Source organism: Haemophilus sp. HMSC071C11, assembly GCF_001837655.1.
In the GTDB taxonomy this organism is placed as follows: Bacteria; Pseudomonadota; Gammaproteobacteria; order Enterobacterales; family Pasteurellaceae; genus Haemophilus; species Haemophilus influenzae.
Map to the genome: position 1 here is coordinate 129,392 of NZ_KV833450.1, position 21,179 is coordinate 150,570.

Genomic DNA, 21,179 nt, shown 5'->3' on the forward strand with positions numbered 1-21,179 from the left:
AATTTCCCCCTTCCGCCCTTCGGGCACCTTCCCCCACAAGCAGGGGAAGGCAAGAATGAAATTACTCTTCGTCTAACTCGATATTTAAACCAAGTGAGCGGATTTCTTTCATAATTACGTTGAAAGATTCCGGTGTGCCTGGCTCCATATGTTGGTTGCCACTTACGATATTTTTATACATCTTCGTACGACCATTCACATCATCGGATTTCACAGTTAGCATTTCTTGTAAGGTGTAGGCTGCACCATATGCTTCAAGTGCCCATACCTCCATCTCACCGAAACGCTGACCACCAAATTGTGCTTTACCACCCAGTGGCTGTTGTGTAACAAGGCTATAAGAACCTGTTGAACGAGCGTGCATTTTATCATCAACTAAGTGGTTCAATTTTAGCATGTACATATAACCCACGGTTACTGGACGTTCAAATTTCTCGCCAGTACGACCATCGTAAAGGGTTATTTGACCTGAAGTTGGTAATCCACCAAGTTTTAATAGCTCTTTGATTTCCGCTTCGTCTGCACCATCGAACACTGGCGTTGCAACTGGTAAGCCCTTACGTAAATTTCCCGCTAAACGCAATACTTCTTCATCAGTAAAAGTGCTTAAATCCACTTTTTGTGAACCATTACCTAATAAATCGTATGCTTTTTGGATATAGCTACGTAATTTTTCCACTTCTTGTTTTTGTTTAAGCATTGCATTGATTTGATCACCAATACCTTTTGCAGCTAAACCTAAGTGAGTTTCAAGGATCTGACCGATGTTCATACGAGACGGTACGCCCAGTGGGTTTAATACGATTTCAACTGGCTGACCATTTTCATCGTATGGCATATCTTCAACTGGGTTAATTTTCGAGATAACACCTTTGTTACCGTGACGACCCGCCATTTTATCCCCCGGCTGGATTTGACGTTTCACTGCAAGGTAAACTTTCACAACTTTTAATACGCCCGGTGCAAGATCATCGCCTTTAATGATTTTCTTACGTTTCACTTCAAGTTTATGTTCAAACTCTTTACGAAGTTCTTCGTATTGCTCAGCAAGCTGTTCTAATTGGTTTTGTTTTTCTTCATCTGCAATGGTTTGTTCTAACCATTTAGTGCGATCTACTTTATCTAATTGTGCTGCATCCGCACCACTAGAAATAAGAAGATTACGCACACGAGCAAATAAACCAGCTTCTAAAATCTCTAACTCTTCAGTTAAATCTTTTTTCGCTTCACGAAGTTGCATTTCTTCGATTTCTAATGCACGTTTATCTTTTTCTACGCCATCACGAGTGAAGACTTGAACATCAATAACCGTACCTGATGTACCATTTGGCACGCGTAATGAAGAATCTTTCACATCGGAAGCTTTTTCCCCAAAGATTGCACGTAACAATTTTTCTTCTGGGGTTAATTGAGTTTCGCCTTTAGGGGTTACTTTACCTACTAAGATGTCGCCACCTTTAACCTCAGCACCGACATAAACGATACCAGATTCATCAAGTTTGCTTAACGCTGATTCACCTACGTTTGGAATATCCGCAGTCATTTCTTCTGCACCTAACTTAGTATCACGCGCAACACAAGATAATTCTTGAATATGGATCGTAGTGAAACGGTCTTGTTGAACAACACGTTCAGAAACTAACATTGAGTCTTCGAAGTTATAGCCGTTCCAAGGCATGAACGCCACGCGAATATTTTGACCTAATGCAAGTTCCCCTAAATCAGTTGAAGGACCATCTGCTAATACTTCGCCACGATTAATTGGATCGCCTAAATTCACACAAGGAATTTGGTTAATACAAGTATTTTGGTTAGAGCGGGTGTATTTAATTAAATTATAAATATCAATACCAGCTTCACCTGCAATGGTTTCATCTTCATTTACTTTAATCACAATACGAGACGCATCAACGTACTGAACGGTACCACCACGTTTTGCAACAACCGCAACACCTGAGTCAAGTGCGATTGGTTTTTCCATACCTGTACCAACTAATGGTTTATCCGCACGTAATGTTGGAACTGCTTGACGTTGCATGTTCGCACCCATCAACGCACGGTTCGCATCGTCATGCTCAAGGAATGGAATTAATGCAGCCGCAACAGATACCACTTGTTGTGTCGAAACATCCATATAGTGAATATCTTCAGGTTTATATAAACCAGATTCACCACGTTCACCACGAGCAGTAACGAAAGCATCAGTAAAACGGTTATTTTCGTCTAAGTTTGAGTTTGCCTGTGCAATGATGTAGTTTGCTTCATCAATTACAGATAAGTATTCAATTTCTTCAGTAACTTGACCATCAACCACTTTACGATATGGTGTTTCTAAGAAACCATAATCATTAGTACGTGCAAAAGCAGAAAGTGAGTTGATCAAACCGATGTTTGGACCTTCAGGGGTTTCAATCGGACATAAACGACCATAGTGAGTATTATGTACGTCACGCACTTCAAAGCCTGCACGCTCACGCGTTAAACCGCCCGGACCTAATGCAGAAATACGACGTTTGTGTGTCACTTCTGACAATGGGTTGTTTTGATCCATAAATTGCGAAAGCTGTGAAGAACCAAAGAATTCTTTTACTGCCGCAGAAATCGGTTTCGGGTTAATTAAGTCTTGTGGCGTGATCGCATCTAAATCGCCTAAAGATAGACGTTCTTTGACCGCTCTTTCAACACGCACTAAACCGATACGGAATTGGTTTTCAGCCATTTCGCCCACGCTACGGATACGACGGTTACCCAAATGGTCAATATCGTCTACTTCGCCACGACCATTACGGATGTCGATCAATTTACGCATTACCGCAATAATATCTTCATTGCTTAAAATACCAGCACCTTCCCCTTCTGGAAAAGCTAAAGAACGGTTGAACTTCATACGACCTACTGTAGATAAATCATAACGTTCTGCAGAGAAGAATAAATTATTGAATAACGCTTCTGAAGATTCTGGTGTTGGTGGCTCGCCCGGACGCATCATACGATAAATTTCGTAAAGCGCACTGGTTTTGTCATAAGTTGGATCGACACGTAGCGTTTCAGAAATATATGGACCGTAATCTAAATCATTAGTAAATAAAGTTTCGATCGTGGTGTAACCAGCTTGTGCTAATTTTGCGAGGGTTTCTAACGAAATTTCGCCATTTGCAGGACAAATAATTTCGCCAGACTCTAAATCAACATAATCTTTCGACGCAACTTTACCTAAAATATATTCAGAAGGCACAACCACTTGTGAGATATTATCTTTTTCTAATGCTTTAATGTGACGAGCAGTGATGCGACGACCACGTTCAACATACACTTTGCCATTTGCTTCAATATCAAAAGAAGCCGTTTCACCACGTAAACGTTCTGGCACTAAAGTCATTAACAATTTATCGCCAGCGATTTCAAAGGTAATTTTATCAAAGAATAAGTTTAAGATTTCTTCAGTGGTATAGCCTAATGCACGAAGAATAATTGTTGCCGGTAATTTACGGCGACGGTCAATGCGCGCAAATAAGTTATCTTTTGGATCGAATTCAAAATCTAACCAAGAACCACGGTAAGGAATAATGCGTGCGTTATAAAGCACTTTACCTGAAGAATGGGTTTTACCTTTGTCAGAATCAAAGAATACACCTGGACTACGGTGTAATTGTGAAACGATAACACGCTCGGTACCATTAATTACAAAAGTACCGTTATCAGTCATTAATGGGATTTCCCCCATATAAACTTCATTTTCTTTAATATCTTTAACTGCGCGTGAAGAAGATTCTTTATCGTAGCTCACTAAACGTAATTTTACACGTAAGCCTGCTGCATAAGTTGAGCCACGAATTTGGCACTCACGTACATCAAACTCTGGCTCTTCTAAACGATAATCTACATATTGTAATTCTGTATAGCCATTATTGCTTACAATAGGAAATACAGAACGGAATGCCGCTTCTAAACCTTGCTGACCTTCAGGATCTTTTTGAATAAATTTATCAAAAGAATCCAACTGAATGGTTAATAAATAAGGAACATTTAAAACTTGCGGACGTTTACCGAAATCTTTACGAATTCGTTTTTTTTCAGAATAGGAGTAACCCATTGGTTTTCCTCTGCTAACTGTTCAGTGACCTAGCCACAAACTAACTGTGACGTGAATGACCGTTAAAATGACCGCACTCTGAACCTTACTTCTATAGTGGGGTGACAACTCAAATTACATAGAACGACAACTTGAGCAAAACAACGACAAATAACGGTGAATTTGTCATTGTGTGGATGTGCTTTCTATCAAAAACACGGTTAAATTAAGCAATAAAAGGTCAAAATTGATTAAAAATCAATCTAAATCTTTGCTAATTTCAAGGCGGTAAATTTTAAATGAATGCAGCTTTCTCGTCAAGTTTAAAACTTATATAGAAATTTTATGAAACAAAAAAACCGCACTTTCAAAAAGTGCGGTTTAAAATCTATCAATTCTTTAAATTATAAAGAAGTTTGATCAACAGCAACACCTGCACCCATAGTGGTAGAGATGCTTACTTTCTTGATGAAAATACCTTTAGCAGTAGTTGGTTTTGCTTTATTTAAAGCAGCCAATAATGCTTGAAGATTTTCTTTTAATTGAACTTCAGAGAAGTTTGCTTTACCGATAGTGGTGTGGATAATACCGTTTTTATCATTACGATAACGGATCTGACCAGATTTAGCATTTTTAACTGCTTCAGCAACGTTTGGTGTTACAGTACCAACTTTAGGGTTTGGCATTAAACCACGTGGGCCTAATACTTGACCTAATTGACCAACAACACGCATTGCATCAGGAGAAGCGATAACAACATCAAAGTTCATTTCGCCTTTTTTGATTTGCTCTGCTAAATCTTCCATACCCACTAAATCAGCACCAGCTTCTTTAGCTGCATCTGCGTTAGCACCTTGAGTGAACACAGCTACACGTACTTCACGACCAGTACCGTGTGGTAATACTGTTGCACCACGAACGTTTTGGTCAGATTTACGAGGATCGATACCTAAGTTTACTGCAACATCAACACTTTCAACGAATTTAGCCGTTGCGAATTGTTTTAATACCGCGATTGCTTCGTTAATTTCGTATGCTTTAGTAGAATCTACGCCAGCTTTGATTGCTTTCATTTTTTTAGTCAATTTAGCCATCGTATTATTCCTCCACCACTAAGCCCATTGAACGAGCAGTACCAGCGATTGATTTCATTTTCGTTTCGATAGTCGCACCAGTCATATCTGCTGCTTTAGTTTCAGCGATTTGACGAACTTGATCTAAAGTTACTTTACCCACTTTATCTTTGTTCGGTTTACCAGAACCAGATTTGATACCTGCAGCTTTTTTCAATAATACTGCTGCTGGTGGAGTTTTAGTGACGAAAGTAAATGAACGGTCTGCATATACAGTGATAACAACTGGAATTGGTAAACCTTTTTCTAAGCTCTCAGTACGAGCGTTGAATGCTTTACAGAATTCCATAATGTTCACACCTTGCTGACCTAATGCAGGACCAACTGGTGGTGATGGGTTAGCCATACCAGCTGCAACTTGCAACTTAACATAGGCTTGGACTTTTTTTGCCATTTTAGTTTTCCTCTAATTGGGTAATAACGCTATTAAATAGCTCCCCGATAATTTTTAGTGCAAAATTCATTGCACCACACAAAAATATGAGCCCTGAACGGCTCATAATGGGTGCGGATTATATTAAAAGTGCGGTTGTTTTTCAAGCACTTCTTAAATCCGCTAGAAGATATTATTGCGCATCACCAATTAATACTGAATCTAACGCAATTTCAATCATATCATTGAATGTTAATTGACGTTCTTCTGCTGTGGTTTGTTCGTGAGTACGAATATGATCAGACACGGTACAAATCGTTAATGCTTTTGCACCATATTCTGCAGCCACACCATAAATTCCAGCAGCTTCCATTTCCACACCTAAAATGCCGTATTTTTCCATTACATCGAACATTTCAACATCGGGTGTATAGAATAAATCCGCCGAGAATAAATTACCTACACGAACGGCTTTGCCTTTTGCTTTTGCAGCTTGAACAGCAGCTTGTGCCATATCGAAGTCAGCAATAGGTGCAAAGTCGTTATCTTTGAAACGAATACGGTTTACTTTTGAATCAGTACATGCACCTAAACCGATAATCACATCGCGCACTTTCACGTCCATACGAACAGTGCCACAAGAACCTACACGGATAATTTTTTTCACGCCATATTCAGTGATTAATTCTTTCGCGTAAATAGAGCAAGATGGAATCCCCATACCGTGCCCCATAATAGAAATTTTACGACCTTTATAAGTTCCAGTAAAACCAAGCATATTACGAACATTCGTTACTTCAACAACATCTTGTAAAAAAGTTTCTGCAATGTATTTTGCACGAAGTGGATCGCCAGGCATTAAAACAACATCAGCAAATGCACCTTCAGGCGCGTTAATATGTGGAGTCATAATTTTTCCTTATTTTTAATAATGAATAAAAATGAATAAAGTGCGGTCATTTTTTACCGCACTTTTTAATTGATTAAGATAAATTAAAGTGCTGCAGCACCTAAGCCGATAAATAAACCAGCAATAGTTGCACTCATTAAGTTAGCGAGAGTACCAGCGATAACGGCTTTGATACCTAAACGAGCAACATCACTACGACGGCTTGGTGCCATACCACCTAAACCACCAATTAAAATTGCAATTGAGCTGAAGTTAGCAAAACCACAAAGCGCGAAAGTAATAATCGCTTTGGTTTTTTCAGTTAATACAATTGCAGAATCTGGTTGTAAATATTTTGCAAATTCAAGATAACCCACAAATTCATTAACCGCTAATTTCATCCCGATCATTTGTCCTGCAATACCTGCTTCAGCACCATCAGTTACACCGATTAAGTATGCTAATGGTTTGAAAATTAAACCAAAGATAGATTGTAAGGTTAAATCGCCATAGCCGAACCATCCGCCTACGCCACTTAAAATACCATTAATTAATGCAATTAAACCAACGAATGCGATTAACATTGCACCTACGTTTAACGCAAGTTGCATACCTGCACTCGCACCGCCCGCCATTGCTTCAAGTACGTTAGTTGGTTTTTCTGAATCATTGTCTTCTGGTTGTTTATCTGTGAATTGTTCGGTTTGTGGGAACATTAATTTCGCAAATAATAAACCTGCTGGTGCCGCCATAAATGACGCAGCGATTAAGTATGTCAATGGCACGCCCATTCCTGCGTAACCTGCCATTACTGAACCCGCGATAGACGCTGTACCACCCACCATAATAGCAAATAATTCAGATTGGGTCATATTTTTAATGTAAGGGCGAACAACTAATGGTGCTTCAGTTTGACCGACGAAGATATTCGCCGCCGCTGACATTGATTCCGCTTTTGACGTACCCAATGCTTTTTGTAATGCGCCACCTAATACTTTAATCACGACTTGCATAATGCCGAGATAGTAAAGCACAGAAATTAAGCCAGAGAAGAATACGATAATCGGTAATACTTTCACTGCAAAAATGAAACCGGATGGTTTACTTGGATCTGCCAATCCGCCGAAAACGAAATTAATCCCGTCATTACCATAGGCAATAACATTGGATACCATATCCGCAGCGGCACCCAATGCTTGTTTACCTGCAGGCACATATAAAATAAGGGCGGCAAATCCTACTTGGATTGCTAACGCCCCTACTACGGTTCGAATACTAATCGCTTTACGATTATTAGAAAGTAACACGGCAATAGCGATTAATACGACCATTCCCAAAATGCTGCTTAACACACTCATTTGATTCCCCTAGATTAGTTAAGTTAATAAAATTCGGCTTATTCTACTTGTTTTCTTATGAAAAGTCGGCGAATTTTCACCGCACTTTTTGTAAACGTCTATAAAATAGTCAAAACCTTGTTAATTCCACATTGACGCGCATAAGCAGATAGCACATTAGTTTCTTCCACACTTGGGATATGCGCTGATAACCCAGCTTCATCACGCGTACCTTTGCTATGCACGCGGATAATTTTTAATGCCACATCAGGATAATTTCGTAGTAGTTGAGCAACTTTGCCCACCAAATGTTCAGCATCAAAAAAGTGCTTTAAAAAAACCAACCGCACTTCTTCCACTTTATTTAATGGCAACAAGGCAGCTAAATTTTGCAAATTCCGCTCCAGTTTATCGTTTTTTATATGCAAACGTTCTAGTATCACTTGCTGTGGTACAATGCCAGCTTGATTTTTCCGATCGAAACAAAGTGTTTGCAAGCCAATGCCCTCGCCTTTGAGATCAAATAAAAATTTGTCAGTGACATCAATTAACGAACAAACACGATCAAACTCAAAAAAGCCACTACTATCCAAATAACAAGTCAATCCTTGCGAACGTAAAGCCTTAAAGAGTGGCACAAGTTTTTTGTGATGAATAGTGGGTTCTCCACCAGAAACCGTTACACCGCGAATAAATGGAACTGCCTCCATAACCTGTTCATACAAATACTGCAAACTGACCAATTTCGCACTTTCCGTATAACGAGGTATAGTTTCCGGATTATGGCAATACAAGCAATTTAGCTTGCAACCTTGCAGAAAAATACTCGAACGATTGCCTTGTCCCTCTACATTTGAAAAAGGAATAATCCGATGTAACGGCACAAAAATCTCAGAAAGTGCGGTCATTTTTCTAATTATTTTTCAGCGATCACATCTTTTTCATTGCGTAATTGGCGATCAAACACATTGGCACATTCATCCGTACCCGAGCCATACCAAGTTGTATCGCGTAATGCGACTTCGCCTTTACGGTATTTTTCAACTTCGCTTTTCTTCACTAGATAACCTGTAACTCGAATTAAATCTGTATTTTTCAAATAGGTGGTAATGTAGCGATAGCCTAAGGAAAATGCGCCATCAATAATATCCACCACTGCATCGCAGTGATCTACATAGGTTTGATCAAAGGCGAATAAATCCCCTGTACCAGATGGGAAATATTTATGGAACGGTGCAGATTGTTTCAAATGTGCAAGTAACGTTGGTTCTTCGCCTACACGAATACGGTGAGCCGGTGCGTTACGCTTGTCTTCTTCGTGGTTACTTGCGCCCACTTGTGCGTGTAATAAATAACGATTGCCAGTACGTTCGGCATAAACTCCTTCGTGCGCATCAGTAATTTCTTTCAATTTATCCATAATCGCAGTGGCAATTTCATCGCCACGAACGCTCTTACCAAAGGTTTCATTTAAGCCTTCACATTGCAATAAGTGGTTTGCTGCATCTGCCAAGCCCACAATTGCGAACATCCCCGTAAAATTAGTGCGTTTGATAAATCCCTCTTTTTCGAGGAATGAACTGTTAAAGAAATTACTTTCTTCCACTACAAATTTGTGGCGTTTATCCATGGTTGAAAGAGCACATTTCGCCACACGCGGTAATAATTCATTCAGCATTTCATCCGCACTTTTACAGGTGCGAGCAATTGTCCCTAGACGTAAACGCGTTAAGGTGTAGGCGCCGCCACATTCAGGCAGTGCGTTATAGCAACTTGCTACGCCGTATTCTTCGCCTAGATCGGAAATATAGTAAGCATCGTTGGCAAAAGATGGTTTAGAAACCAACAAACAGGCTTTTGCTGCAAGTTCAGCAAAATCACGGCTTGTTTTCGATTTGTCATAACGAATAGTCATATTCGGTGTTGGCGCTTCAAGCTCAATCACGGCGCGTAAAATCAAGCGACCTGCTTTCGTATCATAAGGCCCAATATTGGCATGACAGAATGAGTCAGGCACAGTTTTATCAATATGATTTAAGAAACGTTTAATTTTTATGTAATCTTTTTCTTCATCAGTAATGAACGGTTCGAGCAACACATCAAGACGCCCAACATAAACAGGATAAGTCGTAATGGATGGCACGCGGGAGTAAAGAATCAATAATCCATCAAGTGCCTCATCAAGATCTTTTGGAGGCGGCAACTCTAAAAATTCGCAGCCCTTTTGGATATACACATTGTAATCAGGCAGGATATAACGAGGACGATAAATCGCGTAGCCTTCACATAAATCACAAATCATCTGATTCTGTAAAAAGCCCCATTCTTCATCGGTATAGCCAAGTAAATCGCGAGGATCAAATAAACGCTCGGCAATATTGCCTAATGTCATTAATTTTTGATGATAAGTCAGATTATTGGCTTTAACCGTATCGAGAATATCTTGAAGTGAAGCTAACATAACGTCCCCTTTGAAAATGGTTTCGTATTGTACGCAATGGTAACAAAATAGACAATTTTGAAAACGTGAGGAAGATCACAGTTTTAGAAAATAAACATTATGCAAACGGTTACTCAAAATAAATATGTTTTTGATATAAATGAACTGACAAAATTATTTCTGTTTTTGCATCTTTCCTTTTATGATAAAACGGAATATAAAAGGTAATAAATATGAAGAAAAAAGTACGCGTTATACCTCGCACATCTTGGGCTGCCACATCATTATGGACCGCGCAATATAAAACCATTTCAATCTTACTTTTTGCTCTTTCTATTTTAGGTATTGGAGATGGGCTTATTGTATTATCAGGTTTAGGATCGACACCTTGGACTGTACTTTCACAAGGTATAGCAATACAGACAAATTTTGATATTGGCTGGTCATCTTTTTTAATTAGTTGCGCAGTAATGTTGGTATGGAAACCTCTCAAATTACGCCTTGGGCTTGGGACATTATTAAATATTATCGTTATTGCTCTATTTCTAGGGATCACAACAAAAATACTGACGCCGCCAACCGCACTTTTTTCACGAATGATCTTCTGTCTGATCGGTATATTACTCTATGGTTTTGGAACTGCGTTATATCTCACTTGTCACTTAGGTGCAGGCCCTCGAGACGGATTAATGGTTGGTATTTGCCAACGTTTTCATTTAAGCATCAACGTGGTACGCTCAAGCCTTGAAATCTCGGTTTGTTTACTTGGTTTTTTACTTGGTGGTGTCGTTGGCTTGGGTACTGTCCTTTTCGCCACCAGCATAGGCAGCGTTGTTCAATTCTTCTTAAATATTATTGCTCGTTTGCCACATATTCCGTATGAAAAGTGATATTTCAGCTAACGCATTGTCTATTGAAATTAACTCTAAATTCATTTGAGTCTCTTTTCCCGCGGGTGGGCAAAATGCAAGATGCTTATCGACATCATTAATCGGTTTCCAGCGTCTCGGCTGAGAAGAACGACTATTTGGATAAAATCCGATAGTCGGAATATTAAACGCACTGCTCAAATGCAATGGCCCAGTAGATCCTGCAATAAATAAATCCGCACAAGCTAAAGAATGAGCAAAATCCACTAAACCTTTATTCTTATCGTAAATGGCTACGCGTAAATCATTCACAAGATTTGCTAATTCATAGGCTTTTTCTCTTTCGCCAGGCCCTGCTGTCAGCACAATATTGCAATCAAACTCAGCCAATAAGCCTTTAATTAAATCCGCATATTGCGCTAAAGAAAGATTCGTAGCTGAACCACCAGAACCACTATGCACAAAGATCCATTTTTTATTTGCGGAAAGCCCTAAACTCTCTTGTAAAAAAACGCGCTGGTTTTCCACCGCACTTTTCTCAAAGATTAAATAAGGCGGTTTAGGTTCAACAACTGGCATATTATGCTTTTGCAAAAAAGTGCGGACTAAATCTTGATTGTATTCCGCTTCTGATTTTTCTGAACGAGAACGACGTTGTGTTAGACGGTGATTATAAAGAATTTGAACCCATTTAGTCGCAGGTGCAAGGCGATATTTAATTCCACTTTTCCAAGCGAGTTTTCCATTATGGGTATTGGAAAAGAAACTAATCATGCCATCAAACTGCTGCGCTTTGATTTCCTGCACAAGACGTTTGAAATCCGTTTTGTCATTTTTTTTGCTATCAATAATAACATCATCAATAAATGGACAAATTTCCGCTAAAGGCGCAGTGTAACTCGGCACAAGTGCGGTTAATTTTAGCTCTGGATTTGAGGCTTTCAACATTGCAAAAGCAGGCCATGCTTGCATAAAATCGCCTAATTTATCGTTACGAATAACTAAGATCTTTTCCATAATTTCTCCGCTAAAATAAAAAAACCGCACTTGAAAGTGCGGCCGTATTTTATGTTATTTTTGTGGATTATAAAACATCAACACAATTTAAGTCTTCGAAAGATTGCTCTAAGCGTTTAGACATTGATTCTTCCATTTTACGTAACCAAACACGTGGGTCGTAGTATTTTTTGTTTGGTGCATCTGGGCCTTCAGGGTTACCTAATTGACCTTGAAGATAAGCTTCATTTGCTTTATAGAAATTCAAAATACCATTCCAAGACGCCCATTGCGTATCAGTATCAATGTTCATTTTGATTGCACCGTAGCCAATTGCTTCGCGGATTTCTTCGCGGCTAGAACCTGAACCACCGTGGAAGACGAAGTTAATTGGTTTTGCAGGAAGATTGCGTTCTTTAGAAACGAACTCTTGTGATGCACCTAAAATAGATGGTTTTAATTTTACATTACCTGGTTTGTAAACACCATGTACGTTACCGAATGCAGCAGCAACGGTAAAGTTAGGGCTTACTGGATGCAATTGATCGTAAACATAAAGCACATCAGACGGTTGTGTATATAAACGTGATTCATCAACATCAGAGTTATCTACGCCGTCTTCTTCGCCACCAGTAATGCCAATTTCGATTTCAAGGGTCATCCCCATTTTATCCATACGAGCAAGATATTCACGGCAGATTGCCATATTTTCTTCCATTGACTCTTCAGATAAATCGATCATATGTGAAGAGAAAAGTGGACGACCCGTTTCGGCAAAATGTTTTTCGCCTGCATCTAATAAACCGTCGATCCAAGGTAATAATTTTTTCGCTGCGTGATCAGTATGAAGAATAACAGGCACACCGTATTCTTTCGCTAAAGTATGAACCTGTTTCGCTCCAGCAATCGCCCCTAAAACATCTGGACGAGTACCACTCGTTGGTTTGATACCTTTACCTGCATAGAACGCTGCGCCACCATTTGAAAATTGGATAATCACTGGTGCTTTTACACGTGCAGCAGTTTCTAACACGGCATTAACGGAGTCTGAACCCACACAGTTTACGGCAGGAATAGCAAAGTTATGCTCTTTAGCATAAGCAAAAACTTTTTGCACATCTTCGCCTGTTACAACACCGGGTTTCACGATATCTAATAATTTAGCCATACTTGTGTTTCCTTTTTATGTTTAGCGGGATAAGCCCACAATTTGAAGAATTTGTATTGATGATGGCATTTTTGATGCCACCATCAATATGTTATAGAGGAAAAGTGCGGTTAGTTTTTCGCACGTTTTTCAAGAATTTCTACTGCAGGTAATACTTTGCCTTCTACAAACTCTAAGAATGCACCACCACCCGTTGAAATGTAAGAAATCTTATCAGCAATACCAAATAAATCGATAGCCGCTAAGGTATCGCCGCCGCCAGCAATAGAGAATGCATCGCTGTTTGCAATGGCGTGAGAAATGATTTCAGTCCCTTTACGGAAGTGAGGGAACTCAAACACACCAACTGGGCCATTCCACAAAACGGTTTTTGCATTTTTGATAATTTCAGCCAATTGTTCTGCTGATTTATCGCCAATATCAAAAATAGATTCATCATCTTTCACTTCATTTACCGCTTTTTCTGTTGCTGCTGCCGTTTCAGAGAACTCTAAACCTACACGCACATCAACTGGAACTGGAATATCTGTATTTGCGGCTAATTCTTTCGCAACTGGCATTAAATCAGCTTCATATAAAGATTTACCTACATTGTGACCAGCTGCCGCGATGAAAGTATTTGCAATGCCACCGCCCACAATAATTTGGTCAGCGATTTTTGAAAGAGAATTTAATACTTCTAATTTAGTTGAAACTTTAGAACCGCCTACGATCGCGACCATTGGACGAGCAGGTTCTTTTAATGCTTTACCTAATGCATCTAATTCAGCGGCTAATAATGGGCCTGCACAAGCGATCGGTGCAAATTCTGCAACGCCGTAAGTTGATGCTTGCGCGCGGTGCGCTGTACCAAAGGCATCCATTACAAATACATCGCAAAGTGCGGCATATTTTTTACCTAATTCTGGATCATTTTTCTTTTCGCCTTTGTTTATGCGTACGTTTTCTAAAACAACGATTTCGCCATCTTTAACATCCACACCATTTAAATAATCTTGTTCTAAACGCACATTAAAGCCTGCGTTTTTTAAGTAATCAACAACTGGTTGTAAAGAATCTTCTGGTGTGAATTCTCCTTCAGTTGGACGACCTAAGTGAGAAGTTACCATCACTTTCGCGCCTTTTTCTAAGGCTAATTTTAAAGTAGGAATGGTCGCACGAATACGCGCATCTGAGGTCACTTTGCCATCTTTTACTGGCACATTAAGATCTGCACGGATAAATACACGTTTACCCGCTAAATCTAAATCGGTCATTTTGATTACTGACATAATCTATCCTCTTGTTAAGTTAAAATTAAAATTGAAAACTTTTCGTATTATACCTACTTCGTACTAGGTTGTAACGATTTAGATCAAAGAAATTCTTATTTGCTTTGGCAATTCATTACCTGCCATTTTTTATCATAACAAATAAATAATTCATTTCGACTAGCCCTCAAATACGCATTTTTTAATTGTGGATTATGTTGCTTCATCCAACCAAAAAGTTCATCTCTACTTAATTTTTGATTCGGTAATTTTAATGCGTTAAATAATTCCTGCTCCTTAGCAAAATATTGCTGGGCAGAATCAAAGGCGCAACTACCGTGTTTTTCCCATTCGCCTTGCAATAATTTCTCGCCCGGAGAAATCGCCAAATATTGTGCTAATAAACCTTTTGGCAAGGCGGGTAAATCGCCTTTGCAAAAACGAGGATGATCTGAAACAGCGCGAGCATTTGCATTTTGTGGCCATAGCCCATGTACAACCCAACCAAAAGTGCGGTTATTTCCACATTGATATTGAGAGGAATAAGGCAACTGATCGCCATATTTTTCACGCTGAATATCACAAAATCCAGGCGACCAAGATAATGCCAACATATAATAATCGACCGGTGCCTTTGCGTTTTGCCCAATATGATCATTGCGCATAATCACATCATAGTTTGCAAAAACATCTGGATTTTTTACCGCACTTTTTTCAATATCCGTCCGCTTTGTCTCAAATTGAGGCTCGAATTTAGGTTCAAATTTAGGCTCAGATACTTTTGTTTGCTTCGTCTGCTCAATTACGGGCGAGGATGATTGATGTTTAGTTTTGGTTGTATCGGTAAAATATTGCCAAATTGCTAATATAACGAGAACAATAAGAGAAAGAATGGAAGTAAGTTTTTTCATAAATTTTGTTTAGTTTTTGTCAATCAAGTTTTTGTCGGCTATAATTCGCCGCTTTCAACTTTCTATTAAGGATCACAATGGCATTATTCATCACTAGCAAATGTACCAACTGCGATATGTGCTTGCCTGAATGCCCAAACGAAGCCATTTCCATTGGCGATGAGATTTATGTGATCGATCCTATACTTTGCACGGAATGTGTCGGCCATTACGACACCCCAACCTGCCAAAAAGTTTGCCCAATCACTAACTGTATTAAGCCCGATCCTGAACATCAAGAAACCGAAGAACAGCTTTGGGAACGCTTTGTAATGATTCATCATTCGGATAAATTGTAGAAAATAACTTCCCTTACTTGTGGGGGAAGATGCCCGAAGGACGGAAGGGGGCTTTCTATATCTCCCCTCAACCTTCGGCAGCTCCCCTGCAAACAGAGGAAGAAAAGTGTTTTCTCTAGGGAAAAATCAAATATTACCCCGCCACCACTGGTAAATATCCCCATTGAATTAAAAATGGAATGAGCATAATCACGACGCCAATTAATAACGCAAACACCAAAGCGAAATTACCGCCAGAAACACGATATGGCAATGTTGGATTTTCAATACGTGTACGCCATGCCAAGCTAATTGGTAAAATTAAGCAATAGAACGCACACAACAAACCTGCGTAACTTAATGCTGTAATAAATCCTTCAGGATAAAACAATGCAAATACAAGTGGCGGTAAAAATGCGGCTACAGTTAATACAAAGCGATTATTTGGCAAATGATAGCGTTTGAATAAATCACCTAAGCCTTCAAATACACCAAGCATTACGCCTAAGAATGAAGTAATTAAAGCAAGTGATGAGAACACACGTACAACCTCTCCCATAAAATGAGAACCTGTAATTTCACGTGTTGCATTCACTAAGCCATTTAGCGTTGGGTCAGCTTGTAAAATATGCACAAATTCACTTTGACTTAATACACCATGAGTTGCTAACTGCCATACAAGGTAAGCAGCTAATGGAATCGCAGTACCAATCAAAATGGCACGACGAAATTTATCAACACTTCCACCTAAGTAGCTATTCACACTCGCCATTATAACGTGGAAACCGAAAGAAGTAAAAAATATTGGTGCCGCAGAAACCACAAAAGCATAATCCAAAGGCAATGCCATTAAATTATCTGTTGCCACTTTGGGAAGCATCATAAACAGTACAAAAGCAAAAGCGACTAACTTACCAATAAATAACACGCGAGTTAAACCATCCACGCCTTTCGTTCCTACAACCACGAAAGAACCTAATACAACAGTAAAGATAATAATCGCCGTTTTAAGTGAGATTGCGTCCATTCCAAAAGCCGTTGGCAAGCCTGAAAGTAAAGATCCACCACCAGTAATATAAGCGGCTGAAAGTGCATAAAGTAAAACTAACAAACTCAACGTGGCGAAAATTCGCCCAGGAACCCCAAAATATTTTTCAGCGAGCGTGGCGACACCATCATCCAACTGATCCGCTGTTTGATACACTTCTACAAACAACAATCCGCTGTAAACCAACAAAGCCCACAAGCCAACGAGCAATAACAGGGTATAACCAAAGCCCATACCCGCTGATGTAAGCGGCATAGCAAGCATACCTGCTCCAATGGTTGTGCCTGCAATAATCAGCGCACTCCCAAAAGTTTTGTTTTTTAGCATAAAATTGTCCTTATAATGTTGTGTTTAAAAACTAATTTAAATTTGACCGCACTTTTCTTTATAGTGTAAACGGCAAACAGAAAGATAAGAATCATTGCCCCCAATTTGAATTTGTGCACCTTCTTTAATGACCTCGCCCTGATCATTTAAACGCAAAACAAAATTAGCCTTGCGGCCACAATAACAAATTGTTTTTAATTCTTCGAGTTGATCCGCCCAAGCCAGTAAATATTTACTTCCTTCAAAAAGTTCCGCTTGGAAATCTGTACGCAAGCCATAACAAAGCACAGGGATTTTGAGTTTATCAACAACATCACTCAACTGGTAAACTTGTTGTTTGCTAAGAAATTGAGCTTCATCCACCAACACGCAATGCACTTTTTCTTTTTTTAAGTGCTCATTGATTTCATCAAACAAATTGGTTTCCGAGCGAAATAAAAAGGCATCTTGCGAAATGCCAATACGCGATGTGACTTTTCCCACGCCAAAACGATCATCAATCGCAGCCGTATAAACTAATGTGCTCATATCACGCTCACGATAGTTATAGGAAGATTGTAGCAACGTCGTTGATTTTCCAGCGTTCATTGTGGAGTAATAGAAGTAGAGTTTCGCCATTTTTTCTCCTAAATTGCCGGTAATTCCGTCATTGCCCAACGAGGTTTAACATCAATAGCCAGATCGCTATGCTGACCTTGTTTTAAACGTAAAAAACCTGTGTAAGCAATCATTGCGCCATTATCTGTACAAAATTGAGGTTGAGGATAAAACACTTCGCCACCTAAATTTTGCATTAAGTGCGCAAGCGTTTCTCGGAGTTTTTTATTTGCACTCACTCCTCCCGCAATCACTAAACGTTTATAGCCAGTTTCTTTTAATGCGCGCTTACATTTAATGGCAAGAGTATCCACCACCGCATCTTGGAAAGCATAAGCAATATCCGATTTAGTTTGTTCTGTCAGTTCGCCCTCGTTTTTAATTGCTTGATTAACTGTATTTGCGGCAAATGTTTTTAAACCAGAAAAACTAAAATCAAGGCCTGCACGATCTGTCATTGGACGTGGAAATATAAAGCGATTTGGCGTGCCTTTTTCCGCTAAACGAGAAAGTGCCGCGCCGCCTGGATAATCTAATCCAAGTAATTTTGCTGTTTTATCAAAGGCTTCGCCAGCAGCATCATCAATAGATTCTCCTATCACTTCATATTTTCCTACACCATCGACACGCACTAATTGAGTGTGGCCACCCGATACCAACAGAGCAACAAAAGGAAAGTGCGGTGAATTTTCATCAAGCATTGGCGCAAGTAAATGCCCTTCCATATGATGAACACCAATCGCTGGCACATTCCAAGCATAGGCTAAAGAACGTGCAATCGTAGCACCAACAAGCAATGCGCCGACAAGCCCAGGGCCACTAGTATAAGCAATACCATCAATATCGCTTGCGGTTAAATTGGCTTCCTCTAATGCCGCTTTAATAAGAGGCGCTGTTTTCCGAATATGATCACGTGATGCTAATTCAGGAACCACACCACCATAATCTGCATGCAGGGCAATTTGAGTATAAAGTTGATTAGCAATTAACCCTTTTTCTTCATCATAAATCGCCACGCCCGTTTCATCACAGGAAGTTTCAATGCCTAAGATTTTCATTGATTTTCTTAATTTATTACCTAAAATGTTGTGCGATTTTACCCTGTTTAAGCGGTTTTAACCAGTTGAAACCACAAATATTAAGGTTAATTGGCATTCTATCCTTTACTTTTTCCCTAAAAATAGATTAGAATTGCGTCCTTTATTAAATTTGTCATTTACACACAGGTGCTTTGGCAAAAATAAAATTTTAAATTGCAATTAAATTAAACTCATTGAGGTGATTGGCTTATGCCTGTAATTAAAGTACGTGAAAACGAATCATTTGACGTAGCTTTACGTCGTTTCAAACGCTCTTGCGAAAAAGCGGGAATCTTAGCTGAAGTACGCGCTCGCGAATTTTACGAAAAACCAACTACAATTCGTAAACGTGAAAATGCAACACTTGCAAAACGTCACGCAAAACGCAACGCTCGCGAAAACGCGCGCAATACCCGTTTATACTAATTTATAGTATTTTCTGACTCGAGTTAAGACAAACCGTGAATCCTTTGGACTCACGGTTTTGTTACTTTAAGCACAATAAAAATCTACGCCAAAAACGACCGCACTTTCACACCACGATCACGGAGGCTCGACAATGAAAGGTTCTATTCCACGCCCCTTTATTGATGATTTGCTGACAAAGTCCGATATTGTCGATGTGATTAACACGCGCGTAAAACTAAAAAAAGCTGGCCGCGATTATCAAGCCTGCTGCCCTTTCCATCACGAAAAAACACCATCCTTCACAGTTAGCCAAAAGAAACAGTTTTATCATTGCTTTGGTTGTGGTGCACATGGTAATGCGATTTCCTTTTTAATGGATTATGACAAACTTGAATTTATAGAGGCGATTGAAGAACTTGCAGCAATGGCAGGGCTTGAAATACCTTACGAAAAACGCGCTAATCACAGCGGAAAACCTCAAGCTAATTACCAAACCAAACGAAATCTCTATGAATTAATGCAAGAGATTGCCACGTTTTATCAAAACCAATTACCATTAAATACTCAAGCACAAGAATATTTACAACAACGTGGGCTTTCACCTGAAATTATTGAGCGTTTCCAAATTGGGTTTGTGCCGAATGCAATGGATACTGTACTGCGTAAATTTGGTGTTAATCGTGAAGAACAACAAAAACTCATTGAATTAGGCATGCTTTCTCGAAATGATCGTGGCAATATTTACGATAAATTCCGAAATCGCATCATGTTTCCGATTCGTGATAAACGTGGTCGCACAGTGGCTTTTGGTGGGCGTGTATTAACAGATGAAAAACCGAAATATCTGAATTCGCCAGAAACCATTACTTATCATAAAGGTAAGGAGCTTTATGGTTTGTATGAAGCCTTACAAACCAACGATGAACCCAAACAATTACTTGTTGTTGAAGGTTATATGGACGTGGTGGCATTAGCACAATTTGGCGTGGATTATGCGGTCGCTTCTTTAGGTACGTCCACGACATCAGAACAAATTCAACTTATTTTTCGTTCGACCGAACAGGTTGTTTGTTGTTACGATGGTGACCGTGCAGGACGTGATGCTGCTTGGCGAGCACTAGAAAATGCGTTGCCTTACTTAGAAGATGGCAGACAACTCAAATTTATTTTCTTGCCAGATGGAGAAGATCCTGATACTTACATTCGTCAATACGGCAAAGAAAAATTTGAAGAATACATCGAAAGTGCGCAATCTTTAAGCGAGTTTATGTTTGCACATTTAAGTCCTCAGGTTGATTTTTCCACTAAAGAAGGGCGCGGAAAATTAGTTGCGCTAGCTGCGCCGTTAATTCACCAAATTCCAGGAGAAATGCTTCGCTTATCGCTACGCAATATGCTTGCTCAAAAACTTGGGATTTTTGATCAAACTCAGCTGGAAAATCTTATTCCCAAACAATTAGAACAAGCCAATACACAACAAAAAGTCACTCATAATAAGATCAAGAAGACACCAATGCGAATGGTCATTTCATTGCTTCTGCAAAATCCTGAGTTAGTAAAACGTATGTCTGAAAGCGGCGTGCAAGCATTACGTGCAGAAGCAGGGTTTGAAATTCTGGAAAAATTGACCGCACTTTGTCGCCAACGAGAGGGCATTACTACGGGGCAAATTTTGGAATACTTCCGCAATACATCTTACAGTAATCCCCTTGAAATACTGGCAACTTGGGATCATTTATTAGACGAATCCGACATAATCAACGCATTTTCTCAAAATTACCGTCGCTTAAATATTCAAGCTATTGAGCGCGATATTGAAATGCTTATTGCTAAAGAACGAACAGAGGGTCTCACTAATGAAGAAAAAACGGTACTTGTACATCTTTTAGCTGGTAAAGAACAGCAGAAAAAACAGTTAGTGAATCCGCTATAACAATGGTAGAATCTCAAGTTCATAAAAAATCT

General features: G+C 39.4%; 18 protein-coding genes. 4 read left to right on the top strand and 14 right to left on the bottom strand.

Annotation, left to right across the window (positions count from 1 at the left end; all coding sequences use genetic code 11):
* Nucleotides 1-61 precede the first annotated feature (61 nt).
* The 7 genes from rpoB to HMPREF2644_RS08785 all read right to left on the bottom strand — a co-directional run bounded on the left by rpoB (nucleotide 62) and on the right by HMPREF2644_RS08785 (nucleotide 10,265).
* Nucleotides 62-4,093 (bottom strand): DNA-directed RNA polymerase subunit beta, encoded by a 4,032-nt coding sequence (gene rpoB, locus HMPREF2644_RS08755; protein ID WP_070828397.1) that lies wholly within the window; start codon nucleotides 4,091-4,093, stop codon nucleotides 62-64.
* A gap of 383 nt (nucleotides 4,094-4,476) precedes the next feature.
* On the bottom strand, nucleotides 4,477-5,166 hold the full coding sequence (gene rplA, locus HMPREF2644_RS08760; protein WP_005627655.1) for a 50S ribosomal protein L1: 690 nt from the start codon (nucleotides 5,164-5,166) through the stop codon (nucleotides 4,477-4,479).
* Nucleotides 5,167-5,170: 4 nt separating this feature from the next.
* Complete coding sequence (gene rplK, locus HMPREF2644_RS08765; protein ID WP_005630840.1) at nucleotides 5,171-5,599, bottom strand: 50S ribosomal protein L11; 429 nt, start codon at nucleotides 5,597-5,599, stop codon at nucleotides 5,171-5,173.
* A 172-nt stretch (nucleotides 5,600-5,771) separates the two neighbouring features.
* The gene (gene deoD / locus HMPREF2644_RS08770; RefSeq protein WP_070828398.1) at nucleotides 5,772-6,488 is read right to left on the bottom strand and encodes a purine-nucleoside phosphorylase; all 717 of its coding nucleotides are present in this window, start codon (nucleotides 6,486-6,488) and stop codon (nucleotides 5,772-5,774) included.
* Between the two features lie 83 nt (nucleotides 6,489-6,571).
* On the bottom strand, nucleotides 6,572-7,825 hold the full coding sequence (locus HMPREF2644_RS08775; RefSeq protein WP_005649475.1) for a NupC/NupG family nucleoside CNT transporter: 1,254 nt from the start codon (nucleotides 7,823-7,825) through the stop codon (nucleotides 6,572-6,574).
* A 98-nt stretch (nucleotides 7,826-7,923) separates the two neighbouring features.
* Nucleotides 7,924-8,712 carry a 4Fe-4S cluster-binding domain-containing protein gene (locus tag HMPREF2644_RS08780; protein ID WP_038440550.1) on the bottom strand — a complete coding sequence of 263 codons (789 nt, stop codon included), beginning with the start codon at nucleotides 8,710-8,712 and terminating at the stop codon, nucleotides 7,924-7,926.
* Between the two features lie 8 nt (nucleotides 8,713-8,720).
* Nucleotides 8,721-10,265, bottom strand: a complete 1,545-nt coding sequence (locus HMPREF2644_RS08785; protein ID WP_011272096.1) for a YjjI family glycine radical enzyme — start codon at nucleotides 10,263-10,265, stop codon at nucleotides 8,721-8,723.
* Between the two features lie 212 nt (nucleotides 10,266-10,477).
* Between HMPREF2644_RS08785 and HMPREF2644_RS08790 the strand changes: the two genes are divergently transcribed.
* On the top strand, nucleotides 10,478-11,134 hold the full coding sequence (locus tag HMPREF2644_RS08790; RefSeq protein ID WP_011272097.1) for a membrane protein YczE: 657 nt from the start codon (nucleotides 10,478-10,480) through the stop codon (nucleotides 11,132-11,134).
* Here HMPREF2644_RS08790 and HMPREF2644_RS08795 read toward each other — a convergent pair.
* From HMPREF2644_RS08795 to HMPREF2644_RS08810, 4 genes are all read right to left on the bottom strand, one after another.
* The gene (locus HMPREF2644_RS08795) at nucleotides 11,090-12,130 is read right to left on the bottom strand and encodes a glycosyltransferase family 9 protein (RefSeq protein ID WP_038440548.1); all 1,041 of its coding nucleotides are present in this window, start codon (nucleotides 12,128-12,130) and stop codon (nucleotides 11,090-11,092) included. The two genes, HMPREF2644_RS08790 and HMPREF2644_RS08795, sit on opposite strands and share 45 nt — an antisense overlap.
* A gap of 67 nt (nucleotides 12,131-12,197) precedes the next feature.
* A complete protein-coding gene (fbaA, locus tag HMPREF2644_RS08800) occupies nucleotides 12,198-13,277 on the bottom strand; it encodes a class II fructose-bisphosphate aldolase (RefSeq protein WP_005664488.1) in 1,080 nt (359 codons plus the stop codon).
* 110 nt (nucleotides 13,278-13,387) lie between these two features.
* The gene (gene pgk / locus HMPREF2644_RS08805) at nucleotides 13,388-14,548 is read right to left on the bottom strand and encodes a phosphoglycerate kinase (RefSeq protein ID WP_011272099.1); all 1,161 of its coding nucleotides are present in this window, start codon (nucleotides 14,546-14,548) and stop codon (nucleotides 13,388-13,390) included.
* A gap of 95 nt (nucleotides 14,549-14,643) precedes the next feature.
* Nucleotides 14,644-15,438: a ribonuclease T2 family protein gene (locus HMPREF2644_RS08810; protein WP_006995195.1), complete on the bottom strand. Its 795-nt coding sequence runs from the start codon at nucleotides 15,436-15,438 to the stop codon at nucleotides 14,644-14,646.
* Between the two features lie 77 nt (nucleotides 15,439-15,515).
* Here HMPREF2644_RS08810 and HMPREF2644_RS08815 point away from each other — a divergent pair, with 77 nt between their 5' ends.
* The gene (locus tag HMPREF2644_RS08815; RefSeq protein WP_005651954.1) at nucleotides 15,516-15,776 is read left to right on the top strand and encodes a YfhL family 4Fe-4S dicluster ferredoxin; all 261 of its coding nucleotides are present in this window, start codon (nucleotides 15,516-15,518) and stop codon (nucleotides 15,774-15,776) included.
* A gap of 133 nt (nucleotides 15,777-15,909) precedes the next feature.
* Here the strand turns inward: HMPREF2644_RS08815 and HMPREF2644_RS08820 are convergent, their stop codons facing one another.
* The 3 genes from HMPREF2644_RS08820 to tsaD are packed head-to-tail and all read right to left on the bottom strand — an operon-like array spanning nucleotide 15,910 to nucleotide 18,785.
* A complete protein-coding gene (locus tag HMPREF2644_RS08820) occupies nucleotides 15,910-17,130 on the bottom strand; it encodes an aromatic amino acid transport family protein (protein ID WP_011272100.1) in 1,221 nt (406 codons plus the stop codon).
* 36 nt (nucleotides 17,131-17,166) lie between these two features.
* Nucleotides 17,167-17,748, bottom strand: a complete 582-nt coding sequence (locus HMPREF2644_RS08825) for a thymidine kinase (protein ID WP_005651950.1) — start codon at nucleotides 17,746-17,748, stop codon at nucleotides 17,167-17,169.
* Between the two features lie 8 nt (nucleotides 17,749-17,756).
* A complete protein-coding gene (gene tsaD / locus HMPREF2644_RS08830; protein ID WP_005651947.1) occupies nucleotides 17,757-18,785 on the bottom strand; it encodes a tRNA (adenosine(37)-N6)-threonylcarbamoyltransferase complex transferase subunit TsaD in 1,029 nt (342 codons plus the stop codon).
* 231 nt (nucleotides 18,786-19,016) lie between these two features.
* Here tsaD and rpsU point away from each other — a divergent pair, with 231 nt between their 5' ends.
* Nucleotides 19,017-19,232, top strand: coding sequence for a 30S ribosomal protein S21 (gene rpsU, locus HMPREF2644_RS08835; RefSeq protein ID WP_005627632.1), 216 nt, complete (start codon nucleotides 19,017-19,019; stop codon nucleotides 19,230-19,232).
* A 133-nt stretch (nucleotides 19,233-19,365) separates the two neighbouring features.
* Complete coding sequence (gene dnaG / locus HMPREF2644_RS08840; RefSeq protein ID WP_005660997.1) at nucleotides 19,366-21,147, top strand: DNA primase; 1,782 nt, start codon at nucleotides 19,366-19,368, stop codon at nucleotides 21,145-21,147.
* Nucleotides 21,148-21,179: the final 32 nt, after the last annotated feature.